This window comes from Dokdonella sp., assembly GCF_044227025.1.
Lineage (GTDB): Bacteria > Pseudomonadota > Gammaproteobacteria > Xanthomonadales > Rhodanobacteraceae > Dokdonella_A.
Window position 1 is genome coordinate 697,106 of record NZ_JBGAFX010000001.1, and the last position, 14,997, is coordinate 712,102.

Below are 14,997 nucleotides of genomic sequence, written 5' to 3' on the forward strand. Positions count from 1 at the left end.
GCATACAGCGCCGCCCTCAGGTTGCCAGAGGCAATTACAGCGTGCGATCGAATTCGTCGATCTGCCGTTTCGCCTCATCCTTGGCGACGCCGTAGCGTTCCTGGATCTTGCCGGCGAGGTACTCGCTGTTGCCCTCGGCGATCTTGAGATCATCGTCGGTCAGCTTGCCCCATTTCGCCTTGAGCTTGCCGGCGAGCTGCTTCCATTGTCCCTTGATCCTGTCATCGTTCATTCGGATTCTCCGTTGTGGGTCGTGATGGGTGGGGGCGCTATCAACCGCGTGACTTAAGGCCACTCGAGTCAACGTTCTTCACGCCCTTGATGCTCTTCGCGGCTGCGACCGCCTTCTTCACGGCGATGTCGCTGTCGAGGACGCCGGTCAGCGTGACGGTGCCATCAATCGTCTTGACGTCGATATCCATGCTCTTGACGCCATCCGTGGTCGCAAGCGTCGACTTCACCTTGGTCGTGATCCAGGTGTCGGTCACGGGCTGGTCCGACTCCGCCTTGCTATCCGTACCGTGCGACGCATCGCTCGGTGCCGCCATCACCAGGGACGACGCACCTACACTGAGCAGGGAAGCCAGGGCGACGGTCGGGATGCGGAAATTTCGCGTGTTCATGGGAACCTCCTTGCGAGACGAGCGCGCCGCCGTGGCGACGCGACGACCTGTGTGGTCGTGGGGAAACCTTCGCGCATGCCAGCCAACCCTCGGATGAACAACGGGAATTTCACCAGGGTTGCGGTTCAGCTCGCGGGCCTTCCATCGCCAAGGGGACACCACGAATCGCTCTTGCACTAAACTGGTGCAATGTCCGCACGGGTTCCTTCGACCATCGAAAACGCGATGCCGGCGAGTTGGGCGTTGTCGGAACAGTGCGCGACGCCGATGGCTGTCATCGACCGCGGGCTCGACCTGCGTGCGCTGAGTCCGGCCTTGATCGAGTGGCTGGGCGGAGCGCACGTGCGGCGCGGCGACGCGCTGGCCTTGCTCGACGCAACGCCACCGTCGTTGTGCGATGCCGCTGCGCGTGCCTTGGCGCAGGAGCGCCGCGTCTGGTTGCGCGAAGCGCGCCTGCACAGTGCGATCGGAGACCGTGTCGCCGACCTCGCCTTCACCCCGCTCGAACGTGACAGTCTGCTGCTCGAAGTGATGCCGGCGACGGAGCCGGCTGCAGGTGCGCGGCTGTCGGAATCGCTGCGCGGATTCGCCCATGAAGTGCGCGGGCCGCTCGCCGGCATGCGGGGCGCAGCGCAGTTGCTGCAGCGACGCCTCGACGCCCCCGACCTGCGCGAACTCGCCGGACTGGTCATCGGCGAGGTCGATCGCCTGAGCGGTTTGTCCGAGCGCCTCCTGCATGCAGGCGCCAAGCCGCGCCTCGCCCGCGTGAACGTGCACGAGATCGTCGAGCGTGTCGCTGCGCTCGCGTCGACCGGCGCGGACGCGCTGGAGGTACGACGCGACTACGACCCGAGCCTGCCGCCGGTGCGCATCGACGCCGATCGGGTGCTGCAGGCGTTGTTGAACCTCAGCCGCAACGCGCTTGAAGCCGGCGCGCGCGGACTTGTCCTGCGCACGCGCGTGGAGCATGCGGCGCGCATCGGCGATCAGGTCGTGCGCCTTGCCGCGCGAATCGAAGTCGTCGACGACGGCCGTGGAGTTCCAGCCTTCCTCGCCGGCACCCTGTACGAGCCGCTCGTGTCCGGTCGCGCCGACGGCAGCGGCCTCGGCCTCGCGATCGCACGCGAGATCGCGCGCGAGCACGGCGGCGAGCTAAGCCATGTCAGTCGGCCAGGCGCGACCGTGTTCAGCCTGTTGCTGCCAATCACCGACGACGGCGCGCACGCATGACCGGCATGCCGCTCGCCTGGATCGTCGACGACGACCGCGCGGTCCGCCTCGTGCTCGCCGCTGCCCTGCGCGAGGCCGGCTTCGTCGCGCGCGAATTCGCCGATGCCGAAGCGGCGCTCGCCGAACTCGCGCAATCACCGCCCGCGCTGTTGTTCACCGACGTGCGCATGCCGGGTGCGAGCGGCTTGCGCCTGCTCGAGCGCGTGGTTGCGCAGGTACCACGCCTGCCGGTGATCGTGATGAGCGCGTTCACCGACGTCGCCACGACCGCTTCGGCTTATCGTCTCGGCGCGTTCGACTACCTGCCCAAGCCGTTCGACCTCGACCAGGCGGTGGCGTCCGCGCGCCGCGCGCTGGCGCAGCATCCGGTGGTGCCGGCCGTGCCGCTCGCGGACTACGCCGAGCACGATCTGATCGGCCGCAGCCCGGCGATGCGCGAGTTGTTCCGCGCGATCGGTCGCGTTGCAGCGAGCGGCCTTGGCGCGCTGATCACCGGCGAGACCGGCACCGGCAAGGAACTCGTCGCACGCGCGTTGCATCGCGAAAGCCCGCGCGCGGCACAGCCTTTCGTCGCGCTGAACACCGCGGCGATCCCGACGGAACTGCTCGAATCGGAGCTGTTCGGCCATGAGGCTGGCGCGTTTACCGGCGCCGCGCGGCGCCATCCCGGCCGCTTCGAGCAGGCCGAGCGCGGCACGCTGTTCCTGGACGAGATCGGCGACATGCCGCTCGCGTTGCAGACGCGCCTGCTGCGCGTACTTGCCGCGGGCGAGTTCTACCGCGTTGGCGGGCGCGAACTGATCCGCGCCGACGTGCGCGTGGTCGCCGCGACCCATCAGGATCTGGATGCGAAGGTTGCGCGCGGCGAGTTCCGCGCCGACCTGCTGCACCGGCTCGATGTCGTGCGGCTCGAAGTGCCGCCATTGCGCCGGCGCGCCGAAGACGTGCCGCTGCTGGCCGAGCACTTCCTCGCGCGCGCGGTCGCGCTCGCCGGTGGCGAATCGAAATACTTCACGCCCGCCGCGCTGGGCGCGCTGCGCGGCTACGCGTGGCCCGGCAACGTGCGCCAGCTGGAGAACCTGTGTCGCCGCCTCGCGGTACTCGCGCCGGGGCGCGAGGTCGGGGTGTCCGATCTGCCGTCTCCGATCCTCGCCGACGTGGCGCCGGTGGACGCGACGGCCTGGCACGATGCCCTGCGCACCTGGGTCGAGCAACGACTTGCGGCCAATGCGACCGACATCCATCGCGAGGCGCTCGCGCAGCTCGAGCGGGTCCTGTTCGATGCCGCACTCGCGGCGCATGCCGGCCATCGGCAGAATGCCGCGCGTGCGCTCGGCCTTGGCCGCAACACGATGACGCGCAAGCTCGGCAGTTCGCGCCGGCCGCGGCGTTGACCGGAGGCGTACCGATGAACGAACCGCTGCGCATTCGTGACGCCGTCGCCACCGATGTCGCATTCCTCGCCGACTGCAACGCCGCGATGGCGCTGGAGACCGAGCACAAGGAGCTCGGACGCGATGTACTGGAACGCGGCATCGCCGCCGTGTTCGAACGGCCCGAGCGGGGCTTCTATCTGGTCGCCGAACGCAATGGCGAGCGGCTCGGTTGCCTGCTCGTCACGTTCGAATGGAGCGACTGGCGCAATGGCAACTGGTGGTGGCTGCAGAGCGTGTACGTGGTGCCGCCTGCGCGTCGCGGGGGGGTCTTCCGCGCCCTCCACGACGAGGTCTGGCGGCGCCTTCGACTGCGCCCGGATGCGGTCGGGCTGCGCCTCTACGTCGAACGCGACAACCAGCGCGCGCAGGCGACCTATGCCTCGCTCGGCATGGTGGAAACCGCCTATCGGCTGTTCGAGGCGGTCGGGCGGGCGTGACCGGGTCCTGAGCCGGGCGCGATCCATGTACCATCGTCGCCCCGCACCGCGTACGAAGCACGACGAACACGATGGAAGCGAAGAACTACAAATCATTCTGGGACAACAAGGCGAGCACGAAGATTGGCGCGTTCATCGCGGTCGATGGCAGTGCCAATGAAGACGTCGCCCGGCTGACCGGCGCGTACACCGCGCGCCAGGTCGATTGCGCGCTCGCGCTGACGGCGAGCGACCGCGTGCTCGAACTCGGTTGCGGCGTCGGTCGCATCGGCCGCGAACTCGCGCCGAAGGTGGCGCACTGGGAAGGCACGGACATCTCCGCCAACATGCTCGGTGTCGCACGCGAGCGGCTTGCCGACCACTCGAACGTCGGCTTCACGGAGCTCAAGCGCAGCAGCCTTGATGGCATCGCCACGGACAGTTTCAGCAAGGCCTATTGCGTCGCCGTGTTCATCCACATGGACAAGGAGGATTTCCTGCTCTATCTGGAGGAACTCGCGCGCGTGCTCGAGCCGGGCGGCCTGCTGTTCTTCGATACCTGGAATCTCGCCCACCCGGTCGGCTGGCGGCGTTTCGCGATTGAAGTCAGCCAATATCGCGGCGCGGATCCCGGCCAGCGCAAGGACGTCGCCCGCAACCAGTTCGCGACGCCGGAGGAGGTGCGCCTCTATCTCGAGCATTGTGGATTCGAACTGCTCGCGATGTATGCCGATTCGCCGTGGGTGCAGAGCGTTGCGATGAAGCGCGGCGGCAGTCGCGATGTCGTGGCCGAGCGCGCCCGCCTGCAACGCGATGCCGCGCGCATCGCCTACACTCCGTTGTGGACCGAATTGTTCGACATGATGGTCCGCGTGACTGGTGAAGGCCTGTCACCGCAGGCGGCGCTCGATGCGCTCGGCGACGACACGCGCGGCGAGGAGATCGCGATGTTCCGCGTCTGGTACCGCGAGCTGTGGCGTCACAACGAACAGCATTGGGGACCCTTGCCGGCAGGGCTTGCCTGAGCGTCCAAATGGGCGCACGCCGGCTTACAATCTCCGGCAATCATCGCGAGGCTTCATACACACGAGGGGCGAACTTGAAACGGGCAGGCATCATCGGCGGCGTGCGCATTCCGTTCTGCCGCAACAACACGGCGTACGCCGAGGTCGGCAACTTCGGGATGGCGGTCAAGACCCTGGGTTCGCTGGTCGAGCGCTTCGGCCTGCATGGGCAGGAGCTCGGCGAGGTCGCCTTCGGTTCGGTCATCAAGCACGCCTCCGACTGGAACCTCGCGCGCGAGGCGGGGTTGTCGTCCGGCCTCGCGCCGACCACGCCCGGCCTGACCACGGCGCGCGCCTGCGGCACCTCGCTCGACAATGCAATCCTGATCGCGCAGAAGATCGCGAGTGGACAGATCGAGGCGGGCATCGCCGGCGGCGCCGACACCACCAGCGACGTGCCGATCGTGTATTCGCGTGCGCTGCAGCAGCGCCTGCTGGCGGTCAACCGGGCGAAGACGCCGCTCGACAAGTTGAAGACCGCGTTCAAGGGCTTCTCGTTCGGTGAACTCAAGCCCTCGTTCCCGGGCGTGGCCGAGCCGCGCACCGGCAAATCGATGGGTGACCACTGCGAACTGATGGCGCGCGAGTGGCACATCGCGCGCGAAGATCAGGATCGCCTCACGCTGGCGAGCCACCAGAAGCTCGCCGCTGCCTACGCGCGCGGCTTTTTCAAGGACCTCGTGGTGCCCTTCCGCGGGGTCGAGCGCGACAACATCCTGCGCCCCGACACCACGCTCGAAAAACTCGCCGCGCTCAAGCCTGCGTTCGACAAGACCTCGGGGCAGGGCACGCTCACGGCGGGCAATTCGACCGCGTTGTCCGACGGCAGTGCGGCGGTGCTCATCGCGAGTGACGAATGGGCGGCCGCGCGCGGCCTCAAGGTGCAGGCGTACCTGACCCATGCGCAGGTGGCCGCGGTCGATTTCGTGCATGGCGAAGGCTTGCTGATGGCGCCGACCATCGCCGTGCCACGCATGCTCGCCACCGCCGGCCTCACCCTGCAGGACTTCGATTACTACGAGATCCACGAAGCGTTCGCGGCGCAGGTGCTGTGCACGCTGCGCGCGTGGGAGTCGACCGACTATTGCCGCAATCGCCTCGGCCTCGACAAACCGCTCGGTTCGATCGATCCGGCCAGGCTGAACATCAACGGGTCCAGCCTCGCGGCGGGCCATCCGTTCGCGGCGACCGGCGCGCGCATCGTCGCGACGCTGGCGAAGATGCTGGAGGAAAAAGGCTCGGGTCGCGGCCTGATCTCGATCTGCACCGCCGGCGGCATGGGTGTGACCGCGATCCTCGAACGGCCGTAGACTGCGCTGGCAGTCGCTGCGCGAACATCCCGGGAGAGTCGATGGACAACAGCCCCTATGCACTGGTCTTGACCGGCGACGTGTTGCCGGGGCATGCGGAGGAAACCGTGTGGCCGGCGCTGGCGCACTTTTTCCGCATGGATATCGACAAGCTGCGCGCACAACTCGTCGCGCGTGCGCCACTGACGATCAAGCAAGGCGACGACCTCGGCAAGCTGCAGACCCTGCAGGCGGGCATCGCCGCGGTCGGCGCCGAAGCGGAAGTGTGCGCGCCGGATGAGCATCCCAACCTGTTCGTGGTGCTCGAGAACACGCCGCGCGGGCCGATGCCGCGCGTGTTCGTGGACGACCGCATCGAGCGTGGCCTGTGGTCGGCGCGACTGTCGGTCGCCGAAGTCGGCTCCAACGTCTGGCATGCCTACGCCGAAATGAGCATGCCGCCGGTCGCTGCGGTGGCGGCGGAGCCCGCGCCGGCGTTCGATGCGAACGCGATCGCCGCGCGCGACACCGCGCGTTCCTACAAGCCGACCTCGAAAGCCGACTACGGACACAACCTCGCTGGCGTCGCGACGCCGACCGCCGCTGCACCGCAGCGTCTGCCGGCGGGGGCGGCGATCCAGGCCGGGTTCTGGCGCCGCTGCGCGGCGATGCTGATCGACGGTCTCCTGCTCGGCGTGGCGATGGCGGTGGTGCAGGTCGTGGTCGGTGCCGGCGCAATCGGTGCGTTCGCATCGTCCGGCGACTCCGGCGCGGGCCTGCTCGCGCTCGCCGGCTCGATGATGCTGCTGTTCGTGATCGCGTTCGTCGGCCAGTGGCTCTATTTCGCCCTCTTCGAAAGCGGTGCGATGCAGGCCACGCCAGGCAAGCGCGCGCTCGGCCTCAAGGTCGTCGACGACGAGGGCGAGCGCATCGGCTTCGGCCGCGCCAGCGGGCGCTTCTTCGGCAAGATCGTGTCCGGCGCGGTGCTCTACATCGGTTTCCTGATGGTCGGCTTCAGCGAGCGCAAGCAGGCGCTGCACGATATGATGGCGAACACCCTGGTCGTGTTCCGCGAAGTGCAGGCGGGCCAGCCGATGCCGACCGTGATGCCGCCGATGCCATGGTATGGCTGGCTGGTGAACATCCTCTGCCTCGGCCTGCCGCTGGCGGGATTCATCGCCGCGCTCATGTTCAGTGGCCCGTTGCTGTCGTCCCTGACCGGCATGCAATGAAAAAGGGCCGCCCAGGGCGGCCCTTTCGATCGTCGCAGCGGTTTCGCTCAGCCGCGGAACGCGAACAGCATCGGCTTCCAGCCGCTGCCGCTCTGGTAGCTCTGGCCGCGGCGCTTGCGCATGCGGTCGATCAGCTCGAGCCGACGCGCTTCCGCCCATTCGACGCGCTGCGTCTTCAGCGCGGACGGATCGACGCCGTGTGCGGCCGCTTCGCTCTTGCGATAGGTGACGAAGTCCTCGTAGGCCTCGATCTCGTGCTGCAACTCCTTCACGCACAACTCGATCATGATCGCGTCGTCGAGGAAGCCGAGCACCGGCACGCTGTCGGGAATGATGTCCTGCGGGTTCGCGAAATAGGTCAGGCACGCGAGCACGCGCTGCTTGTCTTCTTCCGGCAGTGCGAAGCCGTTGTCGTTGACCATTGCGATCATGCTGTCGAGCTTCTTCAGGCGTTCGGCGATGAACTGCGGCACCGCTACCTTGTGGCCTTCGACGAGCAGCTGCGAAGCCGCTTCGGCGACCTGCTGCGCGGAAAGATGTTTCGATTCCTCCTGCGCGCGCTTCATCGCGTCGATGAAATGCTGGAGGTCGGCATCGCCGAGCTCGATGGTGATGGCGAGCGACATGTAACGACTCCATGGAGGGCAGGCGGGACAGACTAGCCAGCCGGGCAGGGGGCGTCAATGTGTTGGTCAAGGGTCGAGGGCTCGAAGCGAGGGCGGGGCGCGGCCGTCTGCATACGCGTTCCGCTGTCCGGCTTCAGGCAGGCGCGAACGATTTGCACCGCTCCTTCTCAGGCTCGGCCGTCGGCCTCAAAGAATCCCCTCCAGCCCGGCGCCAAACGCGGTGACCATGCGCGTGTAGATCAGCTTCAGCGGCAGGTCGACTTCGGGAAAGTCGCCGACGTCGACATGGCACTCGTAAAAGCCGGGCGTGCGCGGCGGTGACGGTGCGCAGCCGGGCTTCAGCTCGAAGCTGCTGGCATAGCGGAATGGCCACAGGTCGAACAATGGCAGCCAGGTCGACAGGTCGGCGACCACGTTGTTGAGGCGCCCGATCAGGCCCGCGCGCTGGCGCTTGGCGATGATCCACGCGTTCTGCGGTTGCGCGTCGCGTTCGATCGCCGCGCGCACGCGTGCGGCCACTCGCGGGTCGTGGATGATGAAGCCCGATTCGGTGTTGTAGTCGTCCGAACGCGGATCGAAGTTGTGCGAACCGATCAGCGCGACGCGATCGTCGATCACGATCGACTTCGCGTGCAGGCCGAGGCGCACGCCACCGCGCTTGAGCGGCGCCTGGCCGTAGCGCTGGTAGCGGCCCGCATTGCCGCCGCCGGGGAGTGTTTCGTAACCAGCAACGAACGCCGGCGCGTCGGCCGGAAATGGCTTGAATTCGTGGATATCGAACCCGTAGCGCTTGAGGTAGCGCTTCTTGTACTTGTAGGAGAGCGCATAGACGTAGAACGCATCGGTTGCCGCCAGCGAGTTCGTCGACACCAGCACCTTTACCGACTGCGGGCGTTGTTGCAGTTCCTGGAACACTTCACGCGCGCGCTTGCTCAGCACGAGATAGGGGGTCTCGAACGCGATGCGCTCCCGCGCGCCGCGCAGCAGGCCGCTGATGTGCGTGGTCAGTTCGAGCAGGGCCGGGTCGTCCGGCCGCGCGGCCTTGTCCGGCGCGTCGGAGAAGTAGTCGACGCGCGCGACGCGCAAGGCGTCGTCGGCGAACTGCTGCTTGATGGTGGCGAAGTCGGTCGCGCGCGCGCGCAACACGTCGATGCGGGTGCGGTCGAGCGTGTCGGGCAGTTGCAGCGGCAGCGGGTCGCCGGCATCGGCCACGAGGCGCCGATTGACGTCGTTCAGGCGCGTCAGCGGCGCCGCGCGCGGATGCGTCCAGAAACGGTCGAAGGACGCCTGCATCTCGGCGCCGGCGGCGGGGCCGAGCACCAGCACGTCGCGGTCGCGATAGTTGAATTCCTCGTCCCAGTCGAAATAGCGGTTCTCGTAGTTGCGCCCGCCAGCGATGCCGATTTCGCCGTCTACCAGCAGCAGCTTGTTGTGCATGCGCTGGTTGAAGCGCGAGAAGCAGCACAGCAGGCTGGCGGCGAACTCGATCGGCTGGGTGACCGCATCGTCGAAGGTCGGGTTGTACAGGCGGAACTCGAAATTCATGTGCGCGCGCGCGATGCGCGCGAGCCATTCGACATCGTCGAGCGAGAACAACTGGTCGGCCAGCACGCGCACGCGCACGCCGCGGCGCGCCGCGGCCGCGAGTTCGTCGAGCACCAGCCAGCCGGCCTCGTCGTCGGCCCAGATGAAGGTCTGGATGTCGATGCTGTGGCGGGCGGCGCGGATCAGGTGCACGCGCAACAACAGCGAATCCTCGCCGCGTTCGATCACGTTGACGTAGTGCGCAGGCGCGTCGGGCCGGCTCTGCGCGCGTGCCTGTGCGGCGAGCGCCATGTACGGCGAGTCGATCGCGCAATGGTCGGCGCGCGCACATTCGATATCGTTCGGGCGCGTTTGCGCGACCAGCGCCTCGGCGCGACGCGCGAGCGGGCGGTTGACGCCGCAGCCGGAGAGCAGTGAGGCGCCGAGCGCGATGCAGGCGAGTCGTCGGGCGATGGCGCCAATGCGGGGCCGATCGCTCATCCCGGCGTCGGCGGCGCGGTGGTGCCGCGCTCGGGCGGTACTGCGTAGACGATGAAATCGAGCTCGACCGTGTCGGCGATGGTGCCGCGGTGCGAGCCCATGCCGAACATCGAACGGCGGATCTCGCCGTTGACGCGGATCGGGCAGTCGAATGCCGGGCGCTCGCAGGTCGAGGGCTGCAAGTCGAAGCGGACCGGCTGGCGAATGCCGCGCACGGTCAGTTCGCCGGACAGGTCGCCGCCAGCGCGCAGGCGTGCGCGCGGGAACGGTGCGGATGCGAACGTGATCTGCGGATGTGCGGAGGCGTCGAAGAACTCGTCCGACTTCACCCAGTCCTCGTAGGAGCGGCTGTTCATGCGCACATTGGCGACGTCGATGCGGGCGTCGACGCGCAACTGGTTGCGGAACGGGTCGACACTGACACTGCCGTCGACGCGTCCGAAACGCCCGCGCACGCCGAGCAGCCACATGACCTTCACCCTGAATCCGACTTCCGAACGCGTGGCGTCGAGTCGCACAAGCTCACCGCTCGCGGCCGGTGCGGCAAGCGCGATCGACGTCCATGCAGCCGGCAGCAGGCAGCAGGCGGTCAGCAGCAGACGAAGGGCGGGCACGACGGCGTGCCCTTCACGGCCACCAGAAGTGCCGCACCTGCGCAGTGCCGGGTTCGATCGCGCCCGCGGGCAGGCTGAGCCAGGCGACCGCGCCCGGCGGCATGCCGCGGCCGGAATCGGAAGCGCCCTCGGTCAGCAGCGCGACCAGGGTCTCGAGGCCGGGGTTGTGACCGACCAGCATGACCGTGCCGGCGTCGGCATGATCGTCGAGCACGCGGATGAGGCTGGCCGGCGTCGCGTCGTAGATGCGCGGTTCGTTGCGCATGTCGGTGTAGCCGAGCGCGGCGAGCACGCGTTCGCAGGTCTCTCGCGAGCGCGCGGCCGGCGAGCACAGCACCCGCTCGGGCGCGGCCGCGTGCTGCTTCAGCCAGGCTCCGGCTGCGTCGGCCTCGGCTTCGCCGCGCACGCTGAGGGCGCGGGCGATGTCCTCCTGACCGGGGTCGGCATTCTCCGCGTGCGCGTGGCGGAGCAGGATGATCTCGCGGGTGGCCATGGCCGTTCCTTTCGGGTCTGTGTGCCCGGATGATGCCCGAACCGGGACCGCCATGGTCAAGCCGTGTCGCGGCATTCACTGCGCGCTGGACGGGTCCCTGGCCGAATCGTGCCGGCGACCGCGGATCCCGGGCCCGCCGAGCTGGTCGGCGCCGATCGAATCGGCGCCGCTGGCGAGGCGGTCGAAGCGGGCCATCGCCTTCGCTTCGAAATCGGCTTTGCTGACCTTGCCGCTGCCGTTGGCGTCGAATCGCCGCACGAAGCGTTCCGCGCGCTTGTGGACGCGCTCGAGTGCCTGCGGCGAAGTCGCGATCTCGTCTGCGTCGATGCTGCCGTCGCGGTTGCCGTCGAGGCGCTCGAAGCGGCGATCGATCCAGGCGCGGTATTCATCGCGACCGATGCGGCCATCGTGGTTGGCATCGATCTGGTCGAACAAGCGCTGCTTCATCTCGGCGCGCCGGTTCGCGCGCGTGTCGGCGGTGGCCGGGTCGGGCGTGGCGGCGATCGCCGACAATGCCGTGCCGATGGCGGCGGCGGCGAGCAGGGCCTGGAAATGCCTGCGCATGGGGATTCCTCCGTTGCGTTCGCGGCGACGTTGCCGCAAGCGGTTGAACGCATCGGACAGTCGAACGTTGACCTTTGCGCTGCAAAGACCGCGCAAAGACACGTCAAGGACGTGCCGGATCAGGAGTGCTTCTTCAGCCAGCGCAGCAACTTGGCCCAGTCTTCCTGGTGCGATCGCACCTGCTCGGAGTGGTAGTCGAAGATGCTCTTGCCAAGCGCATTCGCGAGCACGTAGCCCTGCGTGTCGCGCAGTTCCGCGACCAGCGGAAACGGATACGCCTTGATGTCCTCGACCGCCAGTTGCGAGGCATTCGTCCATGGCTTCAGGCGATTGGCGACGAGGCCGACCGCGACCTTGCCCTTCTTCACTCGCGGCAGCGCGGCGACTTCGGCGAGGAACGGCTGGGTCGCTTCGAGGTCGATCGCGGACGGCAGCACCGGCACGATCAGCACGTCGGCCTGCTCCAGCCAATCGCCGACCTCGCCGGGGCGAATGCCGGCGGCACTGTCGATGACGACGCGCTGCGCATCGGCGGGAATCTGTTTTTCCCAGTCGCGCCGCAGGCCGGATACGCCGAGCACCGCGTTCGCATGCATCGAGCGCTTCTCGCTCCAGCGCAGGGAGGATCCCTGGCGGTCGGCATCGACCAGCACGGTGTTCTTGCCTTCGACCGCGAAATGCGCGGCCAGATTGGTCGCGATCGTGCTCTTGCCCGCGCCGCCCTTCGAACTCGCCACCAGGACCTTCAGCATGAACGCCTCCGCGGGTACGCAAAGTGGCGGGCAGGTTACACCGTCATGGCGCCCGCTCAAAACGCGGGTTCGCGAGGCTCCGTTCAGTATCCTGCCGCTTGCCCGTCCTTGCGACCCTCCGAGGCGCCGATGTAGACGCGATTCTTCGCGTCCCAGCCGATCGCCTGATAGCCGCCGTACGGACCATTCGCGTAGCGCACGCTGTGGCCCTTCTGCATCAGGCCGCGCACGGTGTCGTACGGGAACCCGGATTCGAGATCGACGAAGCCGCCGTCCGTCATCGGCTCGGCCTGGCCTTCGGGCGAGGTCGAGCCTTCGTGCTGGATGCGCGGCGCGTCGCCGGCCTCCTGCACGTTCATGTGGAAGTCGATCAGGTTCTGCACGATCTCGACGTGGCCTTGCGGCTGCATGTCGCCGCCCATCACGCCGAAGCTCAGCCACGGCGCGCCGTCCTTCGTGATGAACGCGGGGATGATCGTGTGGAACGGGCGCTTGCCGGGCGCGTACGTGTTCGCGTGGCCTTCCTTCAGCACGAACAGTTCGCCGCGATCCTGCAGGATGAAACCGAGCCCCGGCGGCGACATGCCCGAGCCCATGCCGCGGTAGTTCGACTGGATCAGCGAGACCATGTTGCCCCAGCGATCCGCGGTGGTCATGTAGATCGTGTCGCCGTCGAGCTTGTGCGTGCCGGGTTCCACCGCCTTCATCGCGCGATCGGGCGAGATCAGCTTGCGCCGCTCGGCCGCGTATTCCTTCGACACGAGCCAGTCGACGGGCGCCTGCGCGAACGCGGGATCCGCGTAGAACTTCGCGCGGTCCTCGAACGCGAGCTTCTTCGCCTCGACGAACAGGTGCACGTGCTCGGTGCTGCCGAACGGGATCTTCGAGAAGTCGTAGCCCTCGAGGATGTTGAGCATCTGCAGCGCGGCGAGGCCCTGGCCGTTCGGCGGCAGCTCCCACACGTCATAGCCGCGATAGTTCGTCGACACGGGTTCGACCCACTCGCCCTGGTGTGCCGCGAGGTCGTCGTAGGAAAGGAAGCCGCCCTGCGCCTTCATGTAGTCGGCGATCGTGCGCGCGATCGCGCCCTTGTAGAACGCGTCGCGACCGCCATTCGCGATTGCCTCGAGCGTGTGCGCGAGGTTCGGGTTCTTCCAGATCTCGCCTTTCGCGGGCGCCTTGCCTTGATGCGTGAACTGTTCGGTGAAGCCCGCGAACGTCGACAGGCGCGGTACCGACAGCGTCCAGTAGTAGGCGATCAGTTCCGTCACCGGGAAGCCTTCGCGCGCGTACCCGATCGCCGGCGCGAGCACGTCCTTCATCGACAGCTTGCCGAAGCGCTCGTGCAGCGCGAACCAGCCATCGACGCAGCCGGGCACGTTGACCGGCAGTGGGCCGAGCGGCGGGATCGCCTTGTAGTCGTGCTCCGCGAACCATTGCAGCGTGAGCGACTTCGGCGAGCGGCCGGAGCCGTTGTAGCCGTAGAGCTTCTTCGTCTTCGCATCCCATACGATCGCAAACAGGTCGCCGCCGACGCCGTTCGATACCGGCTCCATCAAGCCGAGAGCCGCGTTCGCGGCGATCGCCGCATCGACCGCGGTGCCGCCCTTCTTCAGTACGTCGAGGCCGACCTGGGTCGCGAGCGGATGCGAGGTCGCGACGATGCCGTGCTGAGCGATGACTTCCGAGCGCGTCGCGAACGCCGCGCCGGTGATGCGGTCGCCGGCTGCGGCGGTGGTGGCGAGCGTGGTGATGAAAAGCGCGAGTGCGATGCGATGCATGCGAGGTCCCCCTTGGCTCGGAAGCGCCGAGCATACGCCGCTCCTCGCGGCGCGGATGCAAGGACGTGCAAGCGCGGCGCAACGCCGCAGGTCGCCTGCTCGGCAGTTGCGCCCCGAGCAAGCATAATCAGCCACTCACGAACCCGAAGCGCCGCCCATGAAGATCTTCCCGATGTTCGCGGTCCCGTTCATGCAGACGGAACTGCCCGATTGCGCGGCGCTCAACCGCGAATTGCACGCGTTGTTCCTGCAGCGCGAGGGCGAGCCGTGGCGCAACCCGAAGCCGAGCATGTCCATCCTCCCGGGGTTGTTCGAGAGCCGCTTCGACCTGTTCTCGTGGCCGGACGCATGCGTGCAGGAGCTGCACGATTTCTGCATGGGTACGCTGTTGCGCACCGTCGCCGAACTCAACGCCTATTCGATCGACGACATGCGCCAGCTCGAGATGCAGAACCATGCCTGGTTCCACATCACCAGGCGGGGCGGGCGGTTCGGCTCGCACAACCATCCGCTCGCGTCGTGGTCGGGCGTGTATTGCGTGAGCGCGGGTCGCAGCGATGCCGGGCAGGCCGACTCCGGTGACCTGCATTTCCACAACCCGCACCAGCACGCGAACATGTTCAACGACCCCGGCAACTGCCGGCTGAATCCGTTGTATTCGCTCGAGGGACGCAGCTTCTCGCTCGTTCCGGGCCAGCTCGTGCTGTTCCCGTCGTGGGTGTTCCACGAGGTGCTGCCGTTCCACGGCGAGGGCGAGCGCGTAACGGTCGCGTTCAACTGCTGGTTCCGCCCGCGCGGCGTGGCGCAGGCGCGTCAGGGCGGCATGCCGCTGCCGCCGCCGTGGGGGTGACG

At 67.6% G+C, this 14,997-nt stretch carries 16 protein-coding genes; 7 read left to right on the plus strand and 9 right to left on the minus strand.

All coding sequences use genetic code 11. The features are described 5' to 3' along the window. Positions 1 to 34: 34 nt before the first annotated feature. Complete coding sequence (locus ACILRJ_RS03065) at positions 35 to 232, minus strand: CsbD family protein (protein WP_395680263.1); 198 nt, start codon at positions 230 to 232, stop codon at positions 35 to 37. Positions 233 to 272: 40 nt separating this feature from the next. Further along, complete coding sequence (locus ACILRJ_RS03070) at positions 273 to 623, minus strand: BON domain-containing protein (RefSeq protein WP_395680265.1); 351 nt, start codon at positions 621 to 623, stop codon at positions 273 to 275. Positions 624 to 848: 225 nt separating this feature from the next. On the opposite strand from ACILRJ_RS03070, the gene ACILRJ_RS03075 reads away from it, so the two are divergent. The 6 genes from ACILRJ_RS03075 to ACILRJ_RS03100 all read left to right on the plus strand — a co-directional run bounded on the left by ACILRJ_RS03075 (position 849) and on the right by ACILRJ_RS03100 (position 7,290). Then, a complete protein-coding gene (locus tag ACILRJ_RS03075; RefSeq protein ID WP_395680267.1) occupies positions 849 to 1,853 on the plus strand; it encodes a nitrogen regulation protein NR(II) in 1,005 nt (334 codons plus the stop codon). Continuing rightward, positions 1,850 to 3,247: a nitrogen regulation protein NR(I) gene (gene ntrC, locus ACILRJ_RS03080; RefSeq protein ID WP_395680269.1), complete on the plus strand. Its 1,398-nt coding sequence runs from the start codon at positions 1,850 to 1,852 to the stop codon at positions 3,245 to 3,247. The genes ACILRJ_RS03075 and ntrC overlap by 4 nt, the downstream gene beginning before the upstream one ends. Before the next feature lie 14 nt (positions 3,248 to 3,261). Continuing rightward, a complete protein-coding gene (locus tag ACILRJ_RS03085; protein ID WP_395680271.1) occupies positions 3,262 to 3,726 on the plus strand; it encodes a GNAT family N-acetyltransferase in 465 nt (154 codons plus the stop codon). A gap of 71 nt (positions 3,727 to 3,797) precedes the next feature. Then, positions 3,798 to 4,730: a class I SAM-dependent methyltransferase gene (locus ACILRJ_RS03090; protein WP_395680273.1), complete on the plus strand. Its 933-nt coding sequence runs from the start codon at positions 3,798 to 3,800 to the stop codon at positions 4,728 to 4,730. Between the two features lie 74 nt (positions 4,731 to 4,804). Next, complete coding sequence (locus ACILRJ_RS03095) at positions 4,805 to 6,079, plus strand: acetyl-CoA C-acetyltransferase (RefSeq protein WP_395680275.1); 1,275 nt, start codon at positions 4,805 to 4,807, stop codon at positions 6,077 to 6,079. Between the two features lie 41 nt (positions 6,080 to 6,120). Beyond that, on the plus strand, positions 6,121 to 7,290 hold the full coding sequence (locus ACILRJ_RS03100) for an RDD family protein (RefSeq protein WP_395680277.1): 1,170 nt from the start codon (positions 6,121 to 6,123) through the stop codon (positions 7,288 to 7,290). A gap of 47 nt (positions 7,291 to 7,337) precedes the next feature. On the opposite strand, the gene ACILRJ_RS03105 is transcribed toward ACILRJ_RS03100, so the two are convergent. From ACILRJ_RS03105 to ggt, 7 genes are all read right to left on the minus strand, one after another. Then, the gene (locus tag ACILRJ_RS03105) at positions 7,338 to 7,916 is read right to left on the minus strand and encodes a YkvA family protein (RefSeq protein ID WP_395680279.1); all 579 of its coding nucleotides are present in this window, start codon (positions 7,914 to 7,916) and stop codon (positions 7,338 to 7,340) included. 186 nt (positions 7,917 to 8,102) lie between these two features. Then, positions 8,103 to 9,941, minus strand: coding sequence for a phosphatidylserine/phosphatidylglycerophosphate/cardiolipin synthase family protein (locus ACILRJ_RS03110; RefSeq protein ID WP_395680281.1), 1,839 nt, complete (start codon positions 9,939 to 9,941; stop codon positions 8,103 to 8,105). Further along, entirely contained in the window at positions 9,938 to 10,555 is a 618-nt protein-coding gene (locus ACILRJ_RS03115) for a YceI family protein (RefSeq protein ID WP_395680283.1), read from the minus strand. Before ACILRJ_RS03115 ends, ACILRJ_RS03110 begins: the two co-directional genes overlap by 4 nt. 13 nt (positions 10,556 to 10,568) lie before the next feature. Next, on the minus strand, positions 10,569 to 11,048 hold the full coding sequence (locus tag ACILRJ_RS03120) for a SixA phosphatase family protein (RefSeq protein ID WP_395680285.1): 480 nt from the start codon (positions 11,046 to 11,048) through the stop codon (positions 10,569 to 10,571). 75 nt (positions 11,049 to 11,123) lie between these two features. Then, entirely contained in the window at positions 11,124 to 11,612 is a 489-nt protein-coding gene (locus tag ACILRJ_RS03125; RefSeq protein ID WP_395680287.1) for an EF-hand domain-containing protein, read from the minus strand. Positions 11,613 to 11,731: 119 nt separating this feature from the next. Next, positions 11,732 to 12,364 (minus strand): P-loop NTPase, encoded by a 633-nt coding sequence (locus ACILRJ_RS03130; protein ID WP_395680289.1) that lies wholly within the window; start codon positions 12,362 to 12,364, stop codon positions 11,732 to 11,734. A gap of 83 nt (positions 12,365 to 12,447) precedes the next feature. Continuing rightward, the gene (ggt, locus tag ACILRJ_RS03135; protein WP_395680291.1) at positions 12,448 to 14,145 is read right to left on the minus strand and encodes a gamma-glutamyltransferase; all 1,698 of its coding nucleotides are present in this window, start codon (positions 14,143 to 14,145) and stop codon (positions 12,448 to 12,450) included. A 157-nt stretch (positions 14,146 to 14,302) separates the two neighbouring features. On the opposite strand from ggt, the gene ACILRJ_RS03140 reads away from it, so the two are divergent. Beyond that, on the plus strand, positions 14,303 to 14,995 hold the full coding sequence (locus ACILRJ_RS03140; RefSeq protein WP_395680293.1) for a putative 2OG-Fe(II) oxygenase: 693 nt from the start codon (positions 14,303 to 14,305) through the stop codon (positions 14,993 to 14,995). The last annotated feature ends 2 nt before the right edge of the window (positions 14,996 to 14,997 follow it).

What these genes read in the sequence shown, in the direction of transcription:
- ACILRJ_RS03065 (WP_395680263.1), bottom strand. Translation starts at nt 232, where the DNA reads ATGAACGATGACAGGATCAAGGGACAATGGAAGCAGCTCGCCGGCAAG.
- ACILRJ_RS03070 (WP_395680265.1), bottom strand. Translation starts at nt 623, where the DNA reads ATGAACACGCGAAATTTCCGCATCCCGACCGTCGCCCTGGCTTCCCTG.
- ACILRJ_RS03075 (WP_395680267.1), top strand. Translation starts at nt 849, where the DNA reads ATGCCGGCGAGTTGGGCGTTGTCGGAACAGTGCGCGACGCCGATGGCT.
- ntrC (WP_395680269.1), top strand. Translation starts at nt 1,850, where the DNA reads ATGACCGGCATGCCGCTCGCCTGGATCGTCGACGACGACCGCGCGGTC.
- ACILRJ_RS03085 (WP_395680271.1), top strand. Translation starts at nt 3,262, where the DNA reads ATGAACGAACCGCTGCGCATTCGTGACGCCGTCGCCACCGATGTCGCA.
- ACILRJ_RS03090 (WP_395680273.1), top strand. Translation starts at nt 3,798, where the DNA reads ATGGAAGCGAAGAACTACAAATCATTCTGGGACAACAAGGCGAGCACG.
- ACILRJ_RS03100 (WP_395680277.1), top strand. Translation starts at nt 6,121, where the DNA reads ATGGACAACAGCCCCTATGCACTGGTCTTGACCGGCGACGTGTTGCCG.
- ACILRJ_RS03105 (WP_395680279.1), bottom strand. Translation starts at nt 7,916, where the DNA reads ATGTCGCTCGCCATCACCATCGAGCTCGGCGATGCCGACCTCCAGCAT.
- ACILRJ_RS03110 (WP_395680281.1), bottom strand. Translation starts at nt 9,941, where the DNA reads ATGAGCGATCGGCCCCGCATTGGCGCCATCGCCCGACGACTCGCCTGC.
- ACILRJ_RS03120 (WP_395680285.1), bottom strand. Translation starts at nt 11,048, where the DNA reads ATGGCCACCCGCGAGATCATCCTGCTCCGCCACGCGCACGCGGAGAAT.
- ACILRJ_RS03125 (WP_395680287.1), bottom strand. Translation starts at nt 11,612, where the DNA reads ATGCGCAGGCATTTCCAGGCCCTGCTCGCCGCCGCCGCCATCGGCACG.
- ACILRJ_RS03130 (WP_395680289.1), bottom strand. Translation starts at nt 12,364, where the DNA reads ATGCTGAAGGTCCTGGTGGCGAGTTCGAAGGGCGGCGCGGGCAAGAGC.
- ggt (WP_395680291.1), bottom strand. Translation starts at nt 14,145, where the DNA reads ATGCATCGCATCGCACTCGCGCTTTTCATCACCACGCTCGCCACCACC.
- ACILRJ_RS03140 (WP_395680293.1), top strand. Translation starts at nt 14,303, where the DNA reads ATGAAGATCTTCCCGATGTTCGCGGTCCCGTTCATGCAGACGGAACTG.